Raw genomic sequence first — 20,259 nt, 5'->3', positions numbered from 1 at the left:
GGATTCTCCTGGAGAGCTGGCAACTGTGCCTGAGAGCGGCGCCTGCTCACTTGACCAAAATCAAGAAGCAACAGTCACCGACCGGATTTAAAGGGAAATCCGGCCATCGTTCATAATTTGATGTATGTCAGCATCCAGCACTCCTACGGTCCGCAAAACCTCTGCGGCAAAGCCGCCACCCGATGGGGGCGCATCCGGACACCTCGCGGCTCACGACGCGCAACAAACAATACGTGTCGCCTGCTCCAACTGCAACCTGCGCGAACTGTGTCTGCCCGTCGGACTCACCAGCGAACAGATGGAGCGCGTGGATGATGTCGTGGCGGTACGGCGCAAAATCAAGCGCGGTGGCTCCTTGTTTCGCAACGGTGAAGCCTTCACCTCGCTCTACGCGATTCGCACAGGATTCTTCAAGACCTGCGTGGCTACGGAGGATGGGCGCGATCAGGTGACCGGCTTTCAAATGGCCGGCGAGATCATCGGGCTCGATGGCATCGTCAATGACCACCACAGTTGCGACGCGGTAGCGCTGGAAGACGCCGAAGTCTGCGTGATGCCGTTTGACCGCATCGAGGAGATCTCGCGCGAGGTCAACGCCCTGCAGCACCACGTGCACAAGATCATGAGCCGCGAGATCGTGCGCGAGCATGGCGTCATGCTGCTGCTGGGCAGCATGCGCGCCGAAGAGCGCCTGGCCGCATTTTTGCTCAACCTGGTGCAGCGCCTGCACGCTCGCGGCTTCTCGCAGACCGAGCTGGTGCTGCGGATGACACGCGAGGAAATCGGCAGCTACCTGGGGCTCAAACTGGAAACGGTCAGTCGCACCTTCTCGAAGTTTGTCGACGATGGCATTGTTGAAGTCAAACAGCGCCATGTGCGCATTCTGGATGCCGAGGCGCTCAAACGCATCGTCAACAGCCAGCAAGAATGCCGCTAAAGCCTCTCAGGCTACAGCCTGAAGCAAAAAAACCTCGGTCGCAGCTTGGAAAGCCGTTTTTTTGCCAGTAGCATCCCCCTGCCAGTGGAGAAACGGATTTTCGCTGGTCCATTGAATACTCCCAACCAGGAAAAAACCAACATGGCAACTGCAAAAAAAGCCCCGGCCGCTGCCGGCGCCACCAAGGCCGCTCCCGCCAAGAAGCGCACTCCCAACGCAGCATTCATGAAGGCTTTGACGCCGAGCCCTGCATTGGCTGCCGTCGTCGGCTCCGCGCCTCTGCCGCGCACCGAAATCATCAGCAAGCTGTGGGTCTACATCAAGGCGCACAACCTGCAGGACGCTACCAACAAGCGCATGATCAATGCGGACGCCAAGCTCAAGGAAGTCTTTGGCAAGCCCCAAGTGTCCATGTTCGAGATGGCCGGCCTGATTGGCAAGCACGTCAAGTAAGGCGCGTCGCGTCTGCTCCGAAGCCGGCTGCTGCCGGCTTTTTTGTTGCTGGATGCCGACAGGGCTACAGTTCATTTTTCTCCATTGCGAACGAGAATGACTCTTATTTGACTTAGAATAAATCGCTGTTTCGAGGCACAGCCACGGTTTTCCCCAGCCACTGCTTCTTGCTCTTGGCGCACGTTCGCGTGCCCGCAGGTTCGAGTCACATTGCAACGGGAGAATCCTTTGACAGCTCACAGCACACCGCGCATCTCTGCGCTTTTTCCAACCGATGCAGCAGCACCCTGCACCTCGGACAAGGCCCTGATTCCCCTGGGCGCGCTGATGCTGCTCGCTTCCGTGGGAAGCTGGGCCCAGTCTGCGCCTGCCGTCAGCGGCCAGCTGCCCACAGTCACCGTCAAGGAAAGCGCGGAAATCCAGAACAAGGACACGCTCAAGCCTGCGACCACGACCATCGGCAAGGGCAAGCAGGCGCTGCGCGACATTCCGCAAAGCGTGACCGTGTTCACCGAGCGGCTCATGGCCGACCGCAACCAGGACGACTTCCGCGACGTGCTGCGCAGCACGGCCGGCGTCACGTTCCAGGCCGGTGAAACCGGCGAAGAGGACATCCGCCTGCGCGGCTTCTCGCTCGGCCAGGCAGGCGACATCTATGTGGATGGCATGAAGGACGCGCCGCTCTACGAGCGCGATACCTTCAACAACGACAGCGTCGAAGTGCTCAAGGGCTCAGCCTCGATGCTGTTTGGCAAGGGCTCCACCGGCGGCGTGGTGAACCAGGTCAACAAGATGCCGCTGCTGATGAACCAGCATGAAATCAGCTACACCCTGGGCACTGGCCAGGAAAACCGGCTGACGGGCGACTTCAACTTCCTCACTGGCGAAAACGCAGCGTTTCGCCTCAACGCACTGGTGCACGACGAGAAAAACTTCGGCGCCAAACAACGCAAGCTTGGCATTGCGCCGACCTACAGCTGGGGCGTTGGCACGCGCGACGAGTTCTCGATCGGCCTGTATTCGCTCGATATTGAGGGACGGCCGCTCTACAACCACCCCTGGTTCCTCAACGACGGCAAGCTCGTGCCTTCGCTGTCGGCGCGCAACTACTACGGCCTCGCAAGCGACAAGCTCGACACCTCGGCGCAGTACGTCACGCTGGCACACACGCACCGCTTTGACGACAACGGCGAGCTCAAAACGCGCTTGCGCCATGGCCGCTATGAGCGCGACCTGCTCGCCAGCGCGGTGCGCTTTGCCCCCGGCACCACGCAGGACAATCTCAACGACAGCACCGTGATGACGCGCTCGGCCAAGGGACGTCTGGGCATCAGCAACCTGACGCAGTTGCAAAGCGACTACACCAACACCTTCAACTGGGGTGGCCGCAAGCACGCGCTCATCGCCGGCGTGGACCTGTACCACGACGATGCCAAGCGTGACCAACGCTACACCGGTACCGGCAGCATGCCCAGCACCACGGTCGGCACGCCCAACGACGGCGCTGTTCGCCCGACACCGCGAGGCGAGCCGACCTTCAACACCTTCGATGCAAGCAACATCGGCTTGTATGCGCAAGACACCGTCTCGATCACCGAAACCGTCAAGCTGCTCGGCGGTCTGCGCTACGACCACTTCAAGGCGTCTTACCGCACGCCGACGGCGCTGTCGAACGAGCGCTCGGACGGCTTGTGGAGCCCACGCGTCGGCGTCATTTATCAGCCCAATGAGACCAGCTCGTACTACGCCTCCTACGGTACTTCGTACAACACCTCGGGCGACACCTACCAGTTTGGCCTGAGCTTCAACGACCGTACCCAGCGCACCGCGCAAACGCCGCCCGAAAAAAGCCGCAACTTCGAAATCGGCGGCAAGTTCGATCTGTTTGACAAACGCGCGCTGCTGGGCGTGGCGGCCTTCTACAGCGAGAAATACAACGAGCGCAACACCGACCCCGATTCGGCGGCCGCGCAGGAACTGCTGTCGGGCAAGCGCCACGCCGCCGGTATGGAGTTCAACCTGGCGGGCCGCATCACGCCCAAGTGGGAAGTGTTCTTCAACCACACCTGGATCCCGAGCGCCAAGATTGACGAGAGCAACGTGGTACTCGCAGGTAATGGCGGCGGCGCGCAGGTCAAGGGCGACCGGCCAGGCCTGACCCCGCGCCACAGCGGCAGCCTCTGGAGCACCTATGCCGTGGCGCCGCAGTGGCGCCTCGGCGTGGGCGTGAACTACCGTGGCGAGCAGAACCCTGAAGGCCAGCGCGCGGTCACGGCCGACAGTTTCGCGGTGTTCGACGCCATGCTGGAATACACCGTGAACGACAAGACGACCATCAAGCTCAACGTGACCAACCTCAGCAACAAGCTCTACGCAGACACGCTGTATCGCGGTTTTTACGCGCCGGGCGCAGGCCGTTCCGCACAACTGACGCTCAAGACGCGCTTCTAAGTAAATCCCAGGCCATGTTTTTGCACCTCAAGAACCTGCTGACCGCAGAAGAAGTCGCACAAGCCCGTGGCCTGCTGGCAGACGACGCGCCCTGGGTGGACGGGCGCACCAGCGCCGGCACCCAGGCGCTGTCGCACAAGCGCAATCAGCAATTGGCGCAAACCAGCGATGCGGCCAGCGCACTGCGCCCCCTCGTACTGGCGGCTTTGCAGCGCGACGCGCTATTTTTCTCGGCCGCATTGCCGCGCAAGATCTTCAACCCGCTCTTCAATCGCTACAGCGGGGACTCCAACTTCTACGGCGCCCATGTCGATGGCGCCGTGCTGCGCTCGCAGGCCACGGGCGAATGGGTGCGCAGCGACCTTTCGTGCACCGTTTTTTTCAGCGACCCTGAGGAATACGACGGCGGCGAACTGCTGATTGCCGGCCCCGGCGGCGACCAGCGCATCAAGCTGCCTGCTGGCGACGCCATACTCTACCCCGGCTCCACGGTGCACCAGGTGACCCCGGTGACGCGCGGCGCCCGCATCGCCAGTTTTTTCTGGGTGCAAAGCATGGTACGCAGCACCGAGCAGCGTCAACTGCTGTTTGCCATGGACATGGATTTGCTGCGCCTGCGCCAGCGTGTGGGAGAGAGCGACAGCGCCGTGGTGGGTCTGACCGGCACGTACCACAACCTGCTGCGCATGTGGGCGGATGCATAGCTTCGTCGCCTGATGTTTGATCCTGATTTGATAGCTATCAACGTAACACCAGTAAGCGCTAGAGGCATTTTTTGCTTAAAAAACTCTCTCAGACCCCCACTCGCCAGCGCGTAGCACCCGACCTCTTTACCCTGGCCGATCACGAGCGCAGTGCCCAACGGCAGCTTGACGCCAAGGCCTGGGCCTACTTCAGCGGTGGTGCCGGCGACGAAATCACGCTGCACGCCAACCGCAGTGCCTGGGACGAGCTGGCGCTGCTGCCGCGCGTGCTGCGTCCCCTGGCCGGTGGCCACACCCGCTGCACGCTGCTGGGTCGCGAGCTGGCCCATCCTATTCTTCTGGCGCCTGTGGCCTACCAGCGCCTGGCGCACCCGGACGGTGAAATCGCCAGCGCCTACGCCGCTGGCGCAATGGGCGCGGGCCTGGTGCTGAGCATGCAAGCAAGCTCGCCGCTGGAAGATGTGGCGGCGGCCATGCACGGCGATCCCGGCGCCGGACCGCTGTGGCTACAGCTCTATCTGCAGCATGATCGCGCGCTGGTGCGGGATCTCGTGGAGCGCGCTGAAGCGGCCGGTTGCGAGGCACTGGTGGTCACTGTCGACGCGCCCACCAGCGGCGTGCGTGACCGTGAGCGCCGCGCCGCCTTTGCCTTGCCGCCCGAGGTGCAGGCGGTGAACCTCGCGCGCATGGCCCCTGCTGTCCAGGCGCCGCTGGCACCTGGACAGAGCGCACTGTTTGACGGCTTGCTGCGGCACGCGCCGACTTGGGACGACATCGCCTGGCTGCAGGCCCAGACACGCCTTCCGGTGCTGCTCAAGGGCGTGCTGCACGCCGAAGATGCGCGCCTGGCATTGGCCCAAGGCATGGACGGCCTGATCGTTTCCAACCATGGCGGCCGCACATTGGATACCGCGGTCAGCACGGCGCGCGCCCTGCCCCGCATTGCCGACGCCGTGGGAGGCGCCCTGCCCTTGCTGGTGGACGGAGGCCTGCGCCGTGGCACAGACGTTTTCAAGGCCTTGGCGCTCGGTGCCAGCGCCGTCCTCATTGGCCGGCCTGCGCTCTGGGGTCTGGCCAACGCAGGCGCTGCGGGCGTGGCCCATGTTCTGCGCTTGCTGCGCGACGAACTCGAAGCCTGCATGGCGCTGAGTGGCTGCGCCACGCTGGCCAACATTTCAGCTGCGGCGCTCGATTCGCCTCGCTGAGCCGCTGGCTTGCAGATCCAGGAAAGATACAAAATAGATTGTTAATGCAACCTATTCGCATTTATAATCAAACCTCCTTTTTCATCCCACGGCCCTGCCATCTCTTGCCATGATCGTCTGCGTCTGCCGCCGAATTTCTGATCGCGAAATTGCCCGCCATGCCCGGGCTGGGATGGGCTTTGACGAAATCCAATGGGAGCTGGGCGTGGCCACGCAATGCGGCCAATGCGAAAGCTGCGCGCGCGAGGTGGTTGCACAATGCAGCGCCAGCAGCCCGGTGGCGGCCCTTCGGAACGACTCCGTCCTTGCCTGCGCCTGCGCGGGTGGCAGCGCCTGCGCTTGCGCCGCCTGAAAGTTCCCATGTTGGTCTGGGCACTGGGCTTTTCGCTGATCGTGACAGGCCTCGCTTTGCCCTGGATTTTCAAGCGCTGAATTTGTAGTCCAATGGGCTGCCAGCGCAGATTCTGCCTGCGCTGGCAGCTATTTTTTTAATGTCTTCTGATCTTTTCCTGCCAGTGCCTCAGCGCAAACGCAATGCCGCTATCGTGGTCGGCATCGCTCTTGCACACGGCGCCGCCTTGTGGGCTCTGCAAGGCGCGTTGGGGCACAAGCAGCCAGAGGAAATCATCGTTCCTGCGGTGCTGCTCAGCGAATTTGTGGCGCCTCCGGCGCCCCCAGCCCCTCCCGCTGTGCCGCCTCCTCAACCCGTGCTACCGACACCACCCCCACCCGTCCCGCCGCCGCGTTTGGCGAAACCGACGCCGCAGCCCAGACCGGTGCGCGCTCCTGAGCCCACCCCGGTGCCGGCAGCGGAGGCCGAGGCCGCACCGAATGCACCGGTGGTTCGCACGCCGGTGGCGGCGCCGGTCAACACGGCCCCGGCACCGCCTGCGCCCCCCTCCCCGCCCGCAGCCCCGCGCATTGAATTGCCGTCGAGCAATGCGGCTTACCTCAAGAATCCCTCGCCTTCTTATCCATCGATCAGCAAACGCATGGGCGAGCAGGGCAAGGTGCTACTGCGTGTACTCATCAGCACCGAAGGCCTGCCCGAACAGGTGGAAATCAAACAATCAAGCGGCTTCGAGCGGCTCGACCGCCAAGCCCACGACACGGTACTGCGCTGGCGTTTCGTGCCCGGCAAGCGCAATGGCGTGCCCGAAGCCATGTGGTACCTCGTACCGATCAACTTCGTTCTCGAATAATTCACGGATCTTCAGGAGTCTTCATGGAAACGCAATTCGGCTTGGCCAACCTCTGGAACCAGGGGGATCTCATCACGCGCGGCGTCGCGCTGCTGCTGCTGTTGATGTCGCTGGCCACCTGGGCCGTTATCGTCATCAAGGCCCTGGACATCGTGCGCTTCAAGCGCAACGCCCGGGCGGTGCAGACGTTTTGGCACAGCGACGACTTTGCTGCGGCGCTCACCACTTTGGGTAGCGATCCAGCCAACCCGTTTCGCGCCCTGGCCATCGAAGGGCGCGAGGCCACGGCGCACCACCGCAATACCAAGGGCCAGCTGCATGAGAGTCTGGACGTGAGCGACTGGGTCACCGGGAGCCTGCGCAACAGCATCGACGAATTTACCGCGCGCCTGCAATCGGGCCTGGCGATCCTCGCATCGGTGGGGTCTACCGCGCCGTTTCTGGGTCTGTTTGGCACGGTATGGGGCATTTACCACGCCTTGATCGCCATTGGCACCTCGGGGCAGTCGACGATCGACAAGGTCGCCGGCCCGGTGGGCGAAGCGCTGATCATGACCGCGCTGGGCTTGGCAGTGGCGATCCCCGCAGTGCTGGGCTACAACGCGCTGGTGCGCGGCAACAAGTTCATCCTGGTTCGCATGAACAGCTTTGCCCATGATCTGCACGCCTACTTCGTTACCGGAGCCCGTATTTCGAACGGCGAAGGCGGCAGCAATGTGCGGCCCCTCAAGAAGGGCGCCTGACCATGGCTTTTGGCACCCAGGACGACACCGACGAGGTGATGAACGAAATCAACATGACGCCGCTGGTGGACGTCATGCTGGTGCTGCTCATCATCTTCATCATTACCGTGCCGGTCATGAAGCACTCGGTCAGCGTGGATTTGCCGCGCGCCAGTGTGCAGCCCGAACAGGTCAAGCCCGAAACCTTGCGCCTTTCGGTGCAAGCCGACGGCAGCTATGCGCTCGATGGCAGCGCCATCAGCGACGACGCCCTGGCCGATCGCCTGCAGCGTGCCGCAGCCCAAACGCCGCCACCCGAGCTGCACCTGAGTGGCGACAAAAACGTGCGCTATGAGCGCGTTGCCCAGGCCATGGCGACGGCGCAGCGGGCAGGAATCCGCAAGATCGGCTTTGTGACCGAGCCCAAGGAATAGCGCGCTGCTGCCCGCATTCATGCGCTGGCACTGACAACCGCAGACGCCTAAAAAAATGAATAAATACTTGACCTCTTAAATGCGAATCAATATCATTACAAACATGCCTAAACCGCTGAACACAGCTCCCGCTTCGTCACAAGCCTCGGTCGCCCTGGATTCACAGGACGACAGTGCGGCACCAGCAACCGGCCCGGTTTGCTCGAACAGCGCGGCGCCGTGTTTCACCTGGCAAAGCGCCGAACTGCTGCAGGGTGGCAAGCGCGTGCACATTGCGCACAACGGAGCGTGCTACCAATTGCAGACTACACGCCAAGGCAAGCTCATTCTGACCAAATAGTTTCATCGTGGGGCGACTCCAGTGCCGTGGGGCACATGTCGTTTTTGGCCAGCCAAAGGGCAATCCCCTTGTAGCCAGGCCGTTTTTTATCCCCATTCGTCCCCGCGCCGATTCAGCCCAGCGCAGCGATCCCTGCGCGAGCAATCTGCACATCTTCATTCGATTTCACGCCGCTCACGCCCACCGCGCCCACGCACTGCCCGGCATGCAGGATGGGAACCCCGCCTTCGAGCAAGGCCTCTACCCCCGGCGCGCTCAAAAACGACATGCGCCCGCCATTGACCATATCTTCATAGGTTTTGCTCTCACGCCGCCCCAGGGCCGCCGTGCGCGCCTTGCCGGGTGCAATGTGCGCCGACACGGGCGCCGCGCCGTCGAGCCGCTGCAGCCACAGCAGGTGGCCGCCCGCATCGACGATGGCGATCGTCACCGCCCAGCCATTGGCCATGGCCTCGGCTTCTGCCGCAGCGGCGATTTTTCGGATATCTGCGAGTTCAAGTTCGGTGGTGGTTTTCATGCAAGCTTCCAAAAGTGTGCAGGCCCGACCCGCTGCCTGGCCAAAGCGTTTGAGCATAGCGGCACGGGAGACGCAAGGGAACCAAACCGGAGTTGAAAGAATCATGACCTAAACGAGGCCACTGCATCCGCGAGAACGCCCAGTTACCGACGGGTCTTGAAATGGCCCTGTGATTTGCCTTGCAATTGAATCGCAGGCCACCAACTAGAATGCAATTCACCCGCACCGTGCGGGCCACTCTGGAGAAACAGCAATGAACGAACGGGTTACCCCCTTCCCCTCCTCTGCGGGCAACAGCTACGGCGTGTCGCAAGAGCAGCGCCACAAGGTGCTGCGCAATACCTATTGGCTGCTGGCCCTGAGCCTGCTGCCGACGGTGCTTGGCGCCTGGATTGGCGTGGCCACCGGCATCACCCGGTCGCTGAATGGCGGCCTGGGGCTCATCGTCTTCCTCGGCGGCGCCTTCGGTTTCATGTATGCCATCGAGAAAACCAAGAATTCCGCTGCCGGCGTGCCGGTGCTGCTGGGTTTCACCTTCTTCATGGGCCTGATGCTTTCGCGCATGATCGGCATGGTGCTGGGTTTCTCCAACGGCAGTGAACTGATCATGACGGCGTTTGCCGGCACGGCGGGCGTGTTTTTCGTCATGGCCAGCCTGGCCACGGTGATCAAACGCGACCTGTCCGGCATGGGCAAGTGGCTTTTCGTTGGTGCCATGGTGATTGTGGTCGGCGCCATCATCAACGTGTTTGTCGGCTCCACGGCAGGCATGATGGCGATTTCGGTGGCAGCCATTGGGGTGTTCAGCGCCTATATGCTGTACGACCTGAAGCGCATTCTGGACGGCGGCGAAACCAACTACATCAGCGCCACGCTGGCTTTGTATCTGGATCTGTTCAACGTGTTCCAGAGCCTATTGATGCTGCTCGGTATCATGGGTGGCGACAGCGACTGATTCGCTTGTTGACACCGTGCAACAAAGGCCCCTGTGCGGGGCCTTTGCTGCGTCTGAAGCTCAAGCAATGCTCCCTGGCGCCGATATGAACAGCATGCGAACCATTTCTCTGCCTCGCTTCCGCGTTTTTCTCGCACTGGCTTTGCTGTCGCTGCTGGGCGCCTGCGACATTCCGGGCCTGGGACCCGATCCACGCATTGCCCAGCGCGAAGAAGAAGCCAAAGCCATTGGCGGCGCCTGCCGCTACGCGATGCGCGGCATTGAAGATTGCTATGCGAACAACCCGAAATCGTCCAAGGCAGCCATTTTTTCCGGCTGGAAGGACATGGACGGCTACATGCGCGACAACAAGATTGAAGGCATTCCTGCGAATGGCACTGCTGCCGGGAGCGATTCCGAAGAAGCGTCAGCGCCCGCGAGCGACGCGGGCGCCGCAGCCAAGAAGTAGAGCAGGACCGGGTTCAGGGGCGCTCGAACACCGCCATGCTCTCCACATGGGCGGTGTGGGGAAACATGTTGATCATTCCCGCCGCCGTACAGCGGTAGCCCGCCAGATGCACCAGCAGGCCGGCGTCACGTGCCAGCGTTGCAGGATTGCAGCTGACGTAGACGATGCGACTTGGCGGGGTCCAGTCTTTTGCTCCTGGTGGCAAGGGCGGCGCTCCTTCGGCGCCAATACGCGCCTGCTCTATGTCGGCCAGCGCCTTGGCGAGCGCAAAAGCGCCCTCACGGGGCGGGTCCACCAGCCATTTGTCGGCCGCCCCATCCTGCACCAGCATCTCCGGCGTCATCTCGAAAAGATTTCTAGCTACAAAACTAGTAGCTGCTAACGCTTTACCATCAAGCGCTAGAGCCTGATTTAAATCATAATTTTCCCGCGAACGCGCTACCAAGGCCTCACTGCCTTCGATGCCCAGCACCTCGCGCCCCTGGGTCGCTAGCGGCAGGGTGAAGTTTCCCAAGCCGCAAAACCAGTCGATCACGCGCTCATGGGCTTGCACGCTCAGCAGGCGCAATGCGCGCGCAACCAGCACCCGGTTGATGTGCGGGTTCACCTGCGTGAAATCGGTGGGCTTGAACGGCATGGTGATGTCGAATTCAGGCAGCGCATAGGAGAGCGTGGGGCCGTCGGTATCGAGCAGGCGCACCGTGTCCGGGCCCTTGGACTGCAGCCACCACTGCACGCCCTGCTCCGCAGCAAAGGCGCGGAGGCGCTCGATGTCGGTGGACGAGAGCGGCTCGAGGTGGCGCAGCACCATGGCGGTCACCGTATCGCCACACGCGAGCTCAATCTGTGGAACGGTGTCGCGTGCGTCCATGGAGGCGATCAGCGCGCGCAGCGGCAGCAGCATGCGGCTCACATGCTCAGGCAACACGGGGCAAACGCGCATGTCTGCCACGTAGCGGCTCTTGCGCTCGTGAAAACCCACCAGTACTTCGCCCTTTTTCACCACATAGCGCACCGACAGTCGCGCGCGATAGCGGTAAGCCCAAGCGGGGCCTTCAATGGGCCGCAGAATGGTTTCCGGCTTGACCTTGCCCAGATGCCAGAGGTTGTCTTCCAGCACCCGCTGCTTGACGGCCACCTGGGCGGCAGAATGCAGGTGCTGCATCTTGCATCCGCCACAGGCTCCCGCATGCAATCCGAAGTGGGGGCAGCCGGGCTGGACACGCTGGGACGATTCGACGTGAATCGCCGTCAGATGGGCCTGTTCCCAGTTGTTTTTCTTTCGGTAGGCGCTGGCAGTGACCTGCTCAAACGGAAGCGCGCCATCAATGAATACCACCTTGCCGTCGGGCCGACGGGCAACGCCTTGGGCGTCCAGGTTCAGCGACTCTACGCTCAGCCAATCGGGCGACACCGCAGGCGCAATTTCAATCTTTTCACTCATGGCCCGATTGTCTCAGGCCCGCCGGTTGGAAAACCGCGCGCAGCCCGCTCAGGCGCCGCGTGCCTTGCGAGCGGGCGATGTCGGGCGAGTCGCAGATTTGGACCGACTGTGCAGCGTGTCGAGCTTGTGCACCTCCAGCTCGCATCCGTTGTTGTCCAGCGAGAAGACGAGGCGCCCACCGGGAGCGGCCTGGGGCAGGGTCAGATGCAGTGGTTTGGAAAGATCCACCGGCGACTGCACAGACCGGTACACAACCGTACCGTCGGGCGCATAGACGAGGTAGCAGGCTGCATTGGCCGCCTGACCCAATGTCGCAGCCGCAAACAAAACGGCCGCTGTCCGTAGCAAATGCATGGAGTTCTCCTCAGCGTGTTGGGTTGCTGACCATTATGCAAGCATGTTCTGCGGGAGATGGGCTCAGGACAAAGGCAGACGCGTCGAGTGCTTGACCTCTTCCATCACCGCGTAGGTGCGGGTCTCTCGCACGCCCGGCAGTTGCCAGAGCACGGCGCCGGCAAAAGCGCGGTAGGCATTCATGTCGGCTGTACGCGTCTTGAGCAGGTAGTCAAAGCCGCCTGCCACCATATGGCATTCCATGATTTCCGGGCGCACCTGCACCGCAGCGTTGAACTGCTCAAACACATTCGGGGTGGTCCGATCAAGCAACACTTCCACGAACACCAGCATCGCCGCACCGAGTTTCAACGGGTTGAGGCGTGCTTCATAGCCCAAAACATAGCCCTCGCGCGAGAGCCTTTGCACGCGCCCAAGGACCGCCGTGGGCGACAAGCCCACCTGCTCGGAAAGCTTCAAATTCGAAATGCGCCCGTCTTCCTGCAGGATCGAGAGAATTTTTAGATCAATTCTGTCAATATTCTTTGATTCATCGTTCATTTTGGTATTTCATGCTGTTTTTGATAATTTTTTTAGATTTAAATTTTTTCAAGTCTCCCGCATGATGCGCCATCGTCCGTTCATTGCAAAGACCCCGCCATGTCCACCACGCCCGAATCTCTTGCCTTTGCCCCCAGCGCCTTCCACGGCGCGCTCGAACGCAGCGCACTACAGACCTTGTGCCGCGCGCCCGAACCCGCCGCCTTGGCCCCGCTGCTCGCCCTGGCGCGCAGCGATGCAGCCACCGCGCAGCGCGTACATGCGCTCGCGCGTCGACTTGCGGGCTCCTTGCGACAGCGAAAGAGCGGCGCTGGGCGTGCCGGCCTGGTGCAAAGCCTGCTGCAGGAGTTCTCGCTGTCCTCGCAAGAAGGCGTGGCCTTGATGTGTCTTGCCGAAGCCCTGCTGCGCATTCCGGACAAGGCAACGCGCGACGCACTGATCCGCGACAAGATCGGCAACGGCCAGTGGGAAGCGCACCTGGGCAAGAGCCCTTCGCTGTTCGTCAACGCCGCCACCTGGGGCTTGCTGCTGACGGGCAAGCTGGTCGCCACGCACAGCGAAAAGTCGCTGTCGTCCCTGCTGACGCGCCTGACGGCCAAGGGTGGCGAGCCGCTCATTCGCAAAAGCGTGGACATGGCCATGCGCATGATGGGTGAGCAGTTTGTCACCGGCGAAACCATTGCCCAGGCGCTCGCCAATGCGCGCGCGCGCGAAGCGGCAGGTTTTCGTTTCTCCTACGACATGCTGGGCGAAGCAGCGCTGACGCAGCGCGATGCAGCACGCTATCTGCAGTCCTACGAAGCGGCTATCCACGCCATTGGCCACGCATCGAACGGCCGAGGCATCTACGCGGGGCCGGGTATTTCGATCAAACTCTCCGCGCTGCACCCACGCTATGCACGCGCGCAAAGCGCCCGTGTCCATTCTGAGCTGTATCCCACACTGGTATCACTGGCCAAGCTGGCACGCCAATACGACATTGGCCTGAACATCGATGCGGAAGAGACCGAACGGCTGGAACTCTCCTTGGAGCTGCTTGAACGCCTCTGCCACGAGGAGACTCTGACGGGCTGGAATGGTCTGGGCTTTGTCATTCAGGCCTACCAGAAACGCTGCCCCGCAGTCATCGACGAAGTCATTGCGCTGGCGCAGCGAAGCGGGCGCCGCCTGATGGTTCGCCTCGTCAAAGGTGCCTATTGGGACAGTGAAATCAAGCGCGCCCAGGTGGATGGCCTGAGCGACTTCCCGGTCTACACGCGCAAAGCGCACACCGACGTCTCCTACATTGCCTGCGCACGCAAGCTTCTGGCAGCGCCCAAGGCGGTGTACCCACAGTTCGCCACGCACAATGCACACACACTGGCGGCCATTTTCGAAATCGCCGAGCCGGCTACGTACCATCCTGGCCAGTACGAGTTCCAGTGTTTGCACGGCATGGGAGAGCCCTTGTACGAACAGGTGGTGCGCCCGGTGGCAGACGGTGGTCTGGGGCGCCCATGCCGCGTCTATGCCCCCGTAGGCACACACGAAACCCTGCTGGCCTACCTGGTGCGCCGACTGCTTGAAAATGGCGCCAATACCTCGTTCGTGAACCGCATCGCCGACGAAAGCATCGCGCTGGACGAACTGGTCCGTGACCCGGTAGACGTCGTGGACGCAGCCACAGCCATCGAAGGTGCGGCGGCACTGCCGCATCCGCGCATCGCGCACCCACTGGCGCTGTACGGCGACGTGCGGCGCAATTCGGCAGGCCTGGATCTTGCCAGCGAGCCGGTGCTTGCGGAGATTGAGCGCGCTCTGGAGGCGTCGCGCCAACAGCGCTGGCAGGCAGGACCGATGCTCGCTTGCGATGCGGCACCAAATCCAATGCACCCGGTGCGCAACCCAGCAGATAGCACGGATCTGGTGGGCGAAATCCAGGAAGCCGACTTGCAAGACGTGGAACATGCCCTGGCGCTGGCATGCAGCGACGGTTTGGCCTGGACCGAAACTGCGCCGGTAGAGCGCGCCCAGGCCCTGCTTCGGGCTGCCGATTTGCTACAAAAGCAGATGCCCTCCCTGATCGCGCTGCTGATTCGCGAAGCGGGCAAAAGCGCAGCCAACGCCATTGCTGAAGTGCGCGAGGCGATCGATTTTCTGCGCTATTACGCGCAGCAGGCCAGCGCCACCTTGACAGCTACACCATCGCCTGCGCTGGGCACCGTGGTGTGCATCAGCCCCTGGAATTTTCCGCTCGCCATCTTTGTGGGCCAGATTTCGGCCGCTCTGGCGGCTGGCAACCAGGTCCTTGCCAAACCGGCAGAGCAAACCCCACTGATCGCAGCCTACGCCGTGCGATTGATGTGGCAGGCTGGCGTGCCCCGCGCAGCACTGCAGCTTGTTCCTGGACAGGGAGAGACGGTGGGCGCTGCACTGGTGGCGGATGCACGTGTGATGGGCGTGATCTTCACTGGTTCGACGCAGGTGGCGCGGGCGATTCAACGCAGCCTCTCGGGCCGCCTTGACGTCCAGGGCCGACCCGTAACACTGATTGCGGAAACCGGTGGACAGAACGCCATGATCGTGGATTCATCGGCGCTGGCGGAGCAGGCCGTGGTGGACATCGTGGCCTCAGCCTTTGACAGCGCTGGTCAGCGCTGCTCAGCACTGCGCGTGCTGTGCATCCAGGAAGATGCGGCGGCCCACGTCCTGCCCATGCTGCGCGGCGCCATGCAGGAGTTGCATCTGGGCAATCCGTCACGCCTTGCCATCGACGTAGGGCCAGTGATTGATGCCGAAGCCCAGGCTGGCATCCTGAGCCACATCAAGGCCATGCAAGGGCGCGGATGTGAGGTCTTCCAAGCGCATGACGCCGCACTCGCCGGCCCAGGAACCTTCGTGGCCCCAACGCTGATTGAAATCCAAAGCATGGACCAGCTGGAGCGGGAAGTCTTTGGCCCAGTACTGCATGTACTGCGCTACGCACGCACTGGCCTGCCCAAGCTGCTCGACGACATCAACGCCACGGGTTACGGTCTCACGCTCGGCGTGCACACACGCATCGATGAAACCATTGCCCAGGTGCTGGCACGTGCGCACGCGGGCAATGCCTACGTGAACCGCAACATGGTCGGCGCTGTGGTGGGCGTACAGCCGTTTGGCGGCGAAGGGCTGTCGGGAACCGGCCCCAAGGCAGGCGGTCCGCTGTACCTGCGCCGCCTCAGTGCGCACGCGCTTACCGACTTGCGCAGCATGCTGACGCAAAGCGAACCAGAAATCGCACCTGCACCAACCGCTGCGCTGCAAGCGCTACAAAAATGGGCCTTGGACACGGGCCGCGGTGCTTTGGCAGCAAGATGCACCCGTTTTGCAGCCCAGTCGCCCGCTGGCCTCTCGCAAACCTTGCCCGGTCCAACGGGCGAGCGCAATGTGTACACGGTGCTGCCACGCGCGAACATTGGCTGCCTGGCAGCAAACGAGGACGACTTGCTTTCCCAGCTGGCTGCAGTACTCGCAATAGGCTCCAAGGCGCTTTGGCAGGGAGACATGGCGACGCGCCTGCATGCGCAATTGCCTACGACGGTCCAGCAGCGCATCGAGATCCCTGCCGCTGGTGTGCTGCAGGCCCCCATGCTCGACGCAGTGATACAGCATGGACTGGCAACACAGCTGCAAGCCAGCTGCGAGGCCCTGGCGCTGCGGCCGGGAGCCATCGTCGGCTTGCAGGGCCTGGTCCCCGGCGAGGCGGACATCGCCCTGGATCGCCTGCTGCTAGAGCGCTCGCTGAGCGTCAATACCGCCGCTGCCGGCGGCAATGCCAGCTTGATGACGATTGGCTAGAAACCGCCGACTGCTCAAAGCGCGTGCGTGACGAGCTTGAAATCGGGGTCTTCCGGGAAAGCCTTGACGCTGAAGCCCAGGCTGCGCATCAGCTTGAGCATGCCGGGGTTGTTGGCCAGCACGAGACCCTCCATCTCGCTGAGGCCACGCTCGCGCGCGACCTCCATGATGCTCAGCATCAAGCGCGAGCCCAGGCCCCGTCCGCTGAAATCATCGGCAACCACCAAGGCAAACTCGCAACTGCTGCGATCGGGGTTGGTGATATAGCGCGACACGCCCACGATGCGCTCGGACTCCACCGGCTCGCCGTCTGCGCCAGGCGTGCGCTCCTTCAGGATTGCCACCAGTGCCATCTCGCGGTCGTAGTCAATCAGCGTAAACCGCGCAAGCATGCTCGGCGGAAGTTGCGCCATGGAAGAGATGAAACGGAAATAGCGGCTTTGCGGCGACAGGCTTTGCACCAGAGCCTGCAGCATTTGGGCGTCGTCGGGGCGGACCGGACGCACCGTGTATTCGCCCCCACCGCTGAGCGGCCAGACCTGACGGAACCGGGCCGGATAAGGCAGGATCGCCAGATGGCTGTACTGCGCTGCGCCCGAGCTTTGGCTGGGCGCATGTTCAACAACGATGCGTGCGTCCACCGCCACGACACCGCATTCATCAACGATCAAGGGGTTGATGTCCATCTCGCGCAATTGCGGCAGCTCACAGACCATCTCTGACACCCGCAGCAATACCTGCTCCAGCGCATTGCGGTCCACCGCGCCGGCTCCGCGCCATGCGTCAAGTGTTTCTGCCACGCGGGCGCGTTCGATCAGCCGGCGTGCAAGAAACAGGTTCAAGGGCGGCAGCTCCATTGCCCGATCGTCAATCAATTCGATCATGGTGCCGCCGGCACCAAAGGTAATCACCGGGCCAAACGGATCGTCGGTGACCAGACCAATGCAGATTTCACGCCCGCGCCTCGCACGAGCCATCTTCTGGACGGTAACGCCGTTGATTCGCGCCTGCGGCAGGAGCTGCGTCACTCGTTGCACCATGTCGGTGTAGGTGTCTCGTGCGCTGGCCCCGCTCATGATGTTGAGCGCCACCCCCTGCACGTCGGATTTGTGACTGACGTCGGGCGAATCGATTTTCAACGCCACTGGAAACCCCAGCTGCGTTGCAATCATCATGGCCTCGGTGGGACTGCGCGCCAGAATGGTGTTGGTGACGGGAATGTGAAACGCCGCCAGCAGCGTCTTGGACTCCATCTCGGTCAGCACCTTGCGCCGCTCGGCCAGCACGCCCTCGATCACCAGGCGGGCACCCTCGATATCTGGTTTTGCCAGGTTCGAGAGCGGCGGGGGGGTTTGCAGCAAAAGCTGCTGGTTTTGATAGAACGACGCGATATTTCCAAAGGCTCCCACGGCCGCTTCAGGCGTGCGAAAACTGGGAATGCTCGCTTCGAGCAGGACCGCGCGCGCTGGCACCACAGAGGTGTCGCCCATCCAGCAAGAGAGCAGCGGCTTGCTCATCTTGCGCTTCACGTCGGCCAGAGCACGGGCCACTTGCGTCGCATCAATTCCGGCTTTTGGCGAGTAGATGGCCAGAACGCCATCGACCTGACGATCGCGGCTTGCCGTTTCCACGGCGATGCGAAAGTGTTCCGGACCCGCTTCTTCTGACAGATCAATCAGATCGATCAAGGACGCCAGCGGCGGTAGCTGCGGCTGCAGGGTGGCCACCGATTCCTGCGACAAACGACCAAGATCGAGAAAAATTTCATTGATCCAGTCGGCTGCCAACACGCCCGGCCCACCGCCATTGGTCACCACCGCCAGACGCCGCCCTACAGGGCGATAGCGTGAGGCCAGGCACTTGGCGGCAGAGAACAATTCGACGAAGGAACGAACGCGCACCGCTCCGGCCCGCGCGAGCGCTGCATCGAACACATCGTCGCTGCCCACAATGGCGCCGCTGTGCGTCTGCGCTGCCGCATTGCCCGCCGGCTTTCTGCCGGACTTGAGCACCACCACCGGCTTGGCATTGGCAGCGGAGCGCAGTGCGCTCATGAAACTGCGCGCGTTGGAGATGCCTTCAAGGTACACAACAATGCTGTGTGTCTGCGGATCGCTGGCCAGATAGTCCAGCACTTGTGCAATGTCGACCGCCGTATTGGGCCCAAGCGAGATCACCGAGGAAAAGCCCACTGCGTTGTTGTCGGCCCAGTCCAGAATGGACGCAGTGAGCGCCCCAGATTGCGAAACCAGCGCCAGGGAGCCCTGGCGCGCCAGCGGCCCGGCCACGCTCGCATTGAGGCCCAACGCCGGACGCTGAAACCCGAGCGAATTGGGGCCGAGCAGGTACACGCCTTCACGCTGGGCCATCTTGGCAAGCACCGAGGCGTCGTCGGCCCCGATGCCGCTGGAGATCACCAGCGCTGCACGGCAGGCCATGCGACCGGCCAGTTCCAGGGCGGCTGCCACATCCGAAGCGGGCAGCGCAATAATGGCCAGATCGGCTCGCGCCTGCGCCAGGTCGGCCAGCGTGCCTGTGGTCTCGATGTCGACGAAGGTCAGTTTTCCGCTGAAGCGCTGCTTGCGAATGGATTCGAGCAAGGCATGTCCCTGAACCGTCTGGCTACCAGCGCGCTCCTCGTTGCCGGCAAAAACAACAATGGACTCAGGAGAAAAAAGCGTCCTAAGATAGTGCTTGTCCATGGGCGAACTCCTCGTACCCCGCCACCTGTCGGCGCAACCAGGGCGGCAGAAATAGAAAACGGGCTACAACATCGCTGTTGTAACCCGTGTCTCTGATCGAATAAATGGTCGGCGTGAAAGGATTCGAACCTTCGACCCCTTGCACCCCATGCAAGTGCGCTACCAGGCTGCGCCACACGCCGACAAGCCTTAGATTATAGGTCCAAATCACACCGCAGCCAGAAGCAAACCGCGTATTTCAAACAATTCGCGGCGCACCGCTTCCATGTCCGGGAGCTCGACAACGGGCCCGTTTGCGTCGTCGAGGTCTGCGGCATCTTCGCGTGTATTGACGCCGATTGGCGCAATTTCCTGCAGCTGATTGCGTGCGCCGCTGATCGTAAAACCCTGGTCGTAGAGCAGGTCACGGATGCGGCGGATCATCAGAACTTCGTGGTGTTGGTAATAGCGGCGATTGCCACGGCGCTTGATGGGACGAAGCTGCGTGAATTCCTGCTCCCAATAGCGCAGTACATGTGGCTTGACAGCACACAAGTCCGCCACTTCCCCAATGGTGAAATAGCGTTTAGCCGGTATGGAGGGAAGCACAAGGCCCATGGCAACAACGCGCTGTAGCGCGCGAAAAGGCAGTAAACCTTTAAGACTACAGCAGACAGGTGTTTTGTGCCATCAGATGTTACAAAACGCACCAATTCGACAGTGCAATGCTTCAGCCCTGGATCTGCTCTTTGAGCTTGCTGCTTGCGTGAAATGTCACGACACGGCGTTCGCCAATCGGTATGGCCTCGCCAGTGCGCGGATTGCGGCCAGGGCGAGGTGCCTTGGTGCGAATCTGGAAATTGCCAAAACCCGAGAGCTTGACGTCTTCACCGTCGACCAGGCTGCGTGCAATGAGGTCAAAAAACGCATCGACCATGTCTTTGGACTCCCGCTTGTTCAGACCGATCTGATCAAACAGTAGATCGGCAAGCTGTGCCTTGGTCAAAGCGGGAGTCTCCAGGCTCTCGACAGTAAATTCCACGCGATGCATTG

General features: G+C 62.0%; 20 protein-coding genes and 1 tRNA gene. 13 read left to right on the top strand and 8 right to left on the bottom strand.

The annotated features are described in order from the left end of the window. The first annotated feature begins 124 nt into the window (after positions 1-124). From fnr to hemP, 10 genes are all read left to right on the top strand, one after another. A complete protein-coding gene (gene fnr, locus C6571_RS16310) occupies positions 125-937 on the top strand; it encodes a fumarate/nitrate reduction transcriptional regulator Fnr (RefSeq protein ID WP_245901316.1) in 813 nt (270 codons plus the stop codon). A 141-nt stretch (positions 938-1,078) separates the two neighbouring features. After that, entirely contained in the window at positions 1,079-1,390 is a 312-nt protein-coding gene (locus tag C6571_RS16305) for an SWIB/MDM2 domain-containing protein (RefSeq protein WP_106448299.1), read from the top strand. A gap of 327 nt (positions 1,391-1,717) precedes the next feature. Next, positions 1,718-3,841: a TonB-dependent receptor gene (locus tag C6571_RS16300; RefSeq protein WP_106448297.1), complete on the top strand. Its 2,124-nt coding sequence runs from the start codon at positions 1,718-1,720 to the stop codon at positions 3,839-3,841. A gap of 14 nt (positions 3,842-3,855) precedes the next feature. After that, positions 3,856-4,545 carry a Fe2+-dependent dioxygenase gene (locus C6571_RS16295; RefSeq protein ID WP_106447618.1) on the top strand — a complete coding sequence of 230 codons (690 nt, stop codon included), beginning with the start codon at positions 3,856-3,858 and terminating at the stop codon, positions 4,543-4,545. A 71-nt stretch (positions 4,546-4,616) separates the two neighbouring features. Further along, complete coding sequence (locus C6571_RS16290) at positions 4,617-5,750, top strand: alpha-hydroxy acid oxidase (protein WP_106447617.1); 1,134 nt, start codon at positions 4,617-4,619, stop codon at positions 5,748-5,750. Positions 5,751-5,859: 109 nt separating this feature from the next. Then, complete coding sequence (locus tag C6571_RS16285; RefSeq protein WP_106447616.1) at positions 5,860-6,102, top strand: (2Fe-2S)-binding protein; 243 nt, start codon at positions 5,860-5,862, stop codon at positions 6,100-6,102. 139 nt (positions 6,103-6,241) lie between these two features. After that, on the top strand, positions 6,242-6,952 hold the full coding sequence (locus tag C6571_RS16280; protein WP_106447615.1) for an energy transducer TonB: 711 nt from the start codon (positions 6,242-6,244) through the stop codon (positions 6,950-6,952). 23 nt (positions 6,953-6,975) lie between these two features. Continuing rightward, positions 6,976-7,695, top strand: coding sequence for a MotA/TolQ/ExbB proton channel family protein (locus C6571_RS16275; protein ID WP_106447614.1), 720 nt, complete (start codon positions 6,976-6,978; stop codon positions 7,693-7,695). 2 nt (positions 7,696-7,697) lie between these two features. Beyond that, on the top strand, positions 7,698-8,108 hold the full coding sequence (locus tag C6571_RS16270; RefSeq protein WP_106447613.1) for an ExbD/TolR family protein: 411 nt from the start codon (positions 7,698-7,700) through the stop codon (positions 8,106-8,108). A 103-nt stretch (positions 8,109-8,211) separates the two neighbouring features. Next, positions 8,212-8,448 carry a hemin uptake protein HemP gene (gene hemP, locus C6571_RS16265; protein WP_106448296.1) on the top strand — a complete coding sequence of 79 codons (237 nt, stop codon included), beginning with the start codon at positions 8,212-8,214 and terminating at the stop codon, positions 8,446-8,448. A gap of 112 nt (positions 8,449-8,560) precedes the next feature. Here the strand turns inward: hemP and C6571_RS16260 are convergent, their stop codons facing one another. After that, positions 8,561-8,965, bottom strand: a complete 405-nt coding sequence (locus tag C6571_RS16260) for a GlcG/HbpS family heme-binding protein (protein ID WP_106448295.1) — start codon at positions 8,963-8,965, stop codon at positions 8,561-8,563. Between the two features lie 253 nt (positions 8,966-9,218). On the opposite strand from C6571_RS16260, the gene C6571_RS16255 reads away from it, so the two are divergent. Together C6571_RS16255 and C6571_RS16250 are read left to right on the top strand one after the other, a co-directional pair. Next, positions 9,219-9,920 (top strand): Bax inhibitor-1/YccA family protein, encoded by a 702-nt coding sequence (locus tag C6571_RS16255; RefSeq protein WP_106447612.1) that lies wholly within the window; start codon positions 9,219-9,221, stop codon positions 9,918-9,920. 94 nt (positions 9,921-10,014) lie between these two features. Next, entirely contained in the window at positions 10,015-10,368 is a 354-nt protein-coding gene (locus C6571_RS16250; RefSeq protein ID WP_106448294.1) for a hypothetical protein, read from the top strand. Positions 10,369-10,381: 13 nt separating this feature from the next. Here C6571_RS16250 and rlmD read toward each other — a convergent pair whose 3' ends face one another. The 3 genes from rlmD to C6571_RS16235 form a co-directional block, all read right to left on the bottom strand. Beyond that, positions 10,382-11,812, bottom strand: coding sequence for a 23S rRNA (uracil(1939)-C(5))-methyltransferase RlmD (rlmD, locus tag C6571_RS16245; protein WP_106447611.1), 1,431 nt, complete (start codon positions 11,810-11,812; stop codon positions 10,382-10,384). Positions 11,813-11,860: 48 nt separating this feature from the next. Continuing rightward, complete coding sequence (locus tag C6571_RS16240) at positions 11,861-12,166, bottom strand: hypothetical protein (RefSeq protein WP_211300661.1); 306 nt, start codon at positions 12,164-12,166, stop codon at positions 11,861-11,863. A 63-nt stretch (positions 12,167-12,229) separates the two neighbouring features. Next, a complete protein-coding gene (locus tag C6571_RS16235; protein ID WP_106447610.1) occupies positions 12,230-12,706 on the bottom strand; it encodes an Lrp/AsnC ligand binding domain-containing protein in 477 nt (158 codons plus the stop codon). A 99-nt stretch (positions 12,707-12,805) separates the two neighbouring features. Here C6571_RS16235 and putA point away from each other — a divergent pair, with 99 nt between their 5' ends. Further along, positions 12,806-16,525, top strand: coding sequence for a trifunctional transcriptional regulator/proline dehydrogenase/L-glutamate gamma-semialdehyde dehydrogenase (putA, locus tag C6571_RS16230; RefSeq protein ID WP_106447609.1), 3,720 nt, complete (start codon positions 12,806-12,808; stop codon positions 16,523-16,525). Positions 16,526-16,539: 14 nt separating this feature from the next. On the opposite strand, the gene C6571_RS16225 is transcribed toward putA, so the two are convergent. From C6571_RS16225 to C6571_RS16210, 4 genes are all read right to left on the bottom strand, one after another. Next, a complete protein-coding gene (locus tag C6571_RS16225) occupies positions 16,540-19,227 on the bottom strand; it encodes a bifunctional acetate--CoA ligase family protein/GNAT family N-acetyltransferase (RefSeq protein WP_106447608.1) in 2,688 nt (895 codons plus the stop codon). 105 nt (positions 19,228-19,332) lie between these two features. After that, a tRNA-Pro gene (locus tag C6571_RS16220) sits at positions 19,333-19,409 on the bottom strand. A 25-nt stretch (positions 19,410-19,434) separates the two neighbouring features. After that, positions 19,435-19,824: a MerR family transcriptional regulator gene (locus C6571_RS16215; RefSeq protein WP_106447607.1), complete on the bottom strand. Its 390-nt coding sequence runs from the start codon at positions 19,822-19,824 to the stop codon at positions 19,435-19,437. Positions 19,825-19,936: 112 nt separating this feature from the next. Next, complete coding sequence (locus C6571_RS16210) at positions 19,937-20,257, bottom strand: integration host factor subunit alpha (RefSeq protein WP_106447606.1); 321 nt, start codon at positions 20,255-20,257, stop codon at positions 19,937-19,939. Between the last annotated feature and the right edge of the window lie 2 nt (positions 20,258-20,259).

Source organism: Simplicispira suum, assembly GCF_003008595.1.
GTDB classification, from domain to species: Bacteria; Pseudomonadota; Gammaproteobacteria; order Burkholderiales; family Burkholderiaceae_C; genus Simplicispira; species Simplicispira suum.
The sequence above is the reverse complement of the archived record's forward strand: the minus strand, read 5'-3'. Positions and strand labels throughout refer to the sequence as shown.

Coding starts and splice junctions, on each gene's coding strand:
- C6571_RS16280 (WP_106447615.1), top strand. CDS start 6,242: ATGTCTTCTGATCTTTTCCTGCCAGTGCCTCAGCGCAAACGCAATGCC.
- C6571_RS16240 (WP_211300661.1), bottom strand. CDS start 12,166: ATGCATTTGCTACGGACAGCGGCCGTTTTGTTTGCGGCTGCGACATTG.
- C6571_RS16275 (WP_106447614.1), top strand. CDS start 6,976: ATGGAAACGCAATTCGGCTTGGCCAACCTCTGGAACCAGGGGGATCTC.
- putA (WP_106447609.1), top strand. CDS start 12,806: ATGTCCACCACGCCCGAATCTCTTGCCTTTGCCCCCAGCGCCTTCCAC.
- C6571_RS16295 (WP_106447618.1), top strand. CDS start 3,856: ATGTTTTTGCACCTCAAGAACCTGCTGACCGCAGAAGAAGTCGCACAA.
- C6571_RS16260 (WP_106448295.1), bottom strand. CDS start 8,965: ATGAAAACCACCACCGAACTTGAACTCGCAGATATCCGAAAAATCGCC.
- C6571_RS16225 (WP_106447608.1), bottom strand. CDS start 19,227: ATGGACAAGCACTATCTTAGGACGCTTTTTTCTCCTGAGTCCATTGTT.
- fnr (WP_245901316.1), top strand. CDS start 125: ATGTCAGCATCCAGCACTCCTACGGTCCGCAAAACCTCTGCGGCAAAG.
- C6571_RS16255 (WP_106447612.1), top strand. CDS start 9,219: ATGAACGAACGGGTTACCCCCTTCCCCTCCTCTGCGGGCAACAGCTAC.
- C6571_RS16305 (WP_106448299.1), top strand. CDS start 1,079: ATGGCAACTGCAAAAAAAGCCCCGGCCGCTGCCGGCGCCACCAAGGCC.
- C6571_RS16270 (WP_106447613.1), top strand. CDS start 7,698: ATGGCTTTTGGCACCCAGGACGACACCGACGAGGTGATGAACGAAATC.
- rlmD (WP_106447611.1), bottom strand. CDS start 11,812: ATGAGTGAAAAGATTGAAATTGCGCCTGCGGTGTCGCCCGATTGGCTG.
- hemP (WP_106448296.1), top strand. CDS start 8,212: ATGCCTAAACCGCTGAACACAGCTCCCGCTTCGTCACAAGCCTCGGTC.
- C6571_RS16235 (WP_106447610.1), bottom strand. CDS start 12,706: ATGAACGATGAATCAAAGAATATTGACAGAATTGATCTAAAAATTCTC.
- C6571_RS16250 (WP_106448294.1), top strand. CDS start 10,015: ATGCGAACCATTTCTCTGCCTCGCTTCCGCGTTTTTCTCGCACTGGCT.
- C6571_RS16300 (WP_106448297.1), top strand. CDS start 1,718: ATGCTGCTCGCTTCCGTGGGAAGCTGGGCCCAGTCTGCGCCTGCCGTC.
- C6571_RS16215 (WP_106447607.1), bottom strand. CDS start 19,824: ATGGGCCTTGTGCTTCCCTCCATACCGGCTAAACGCTATTTCACCATT.
- C6571_RS16285 (WP_106447616.1), top strand. CDS start 5,860: ATGATCGTCTGCGTCTGCCGCCGAATTTCTGATCGCGAAATTGCCCGC.
- C6571_RS16210 (WP_106447606.1), bottom strand. CDS start 20,257: ATGCATCGCGTGGAATTTACTGTCGAGAGCCTGGAGACTCCCGCTTTG.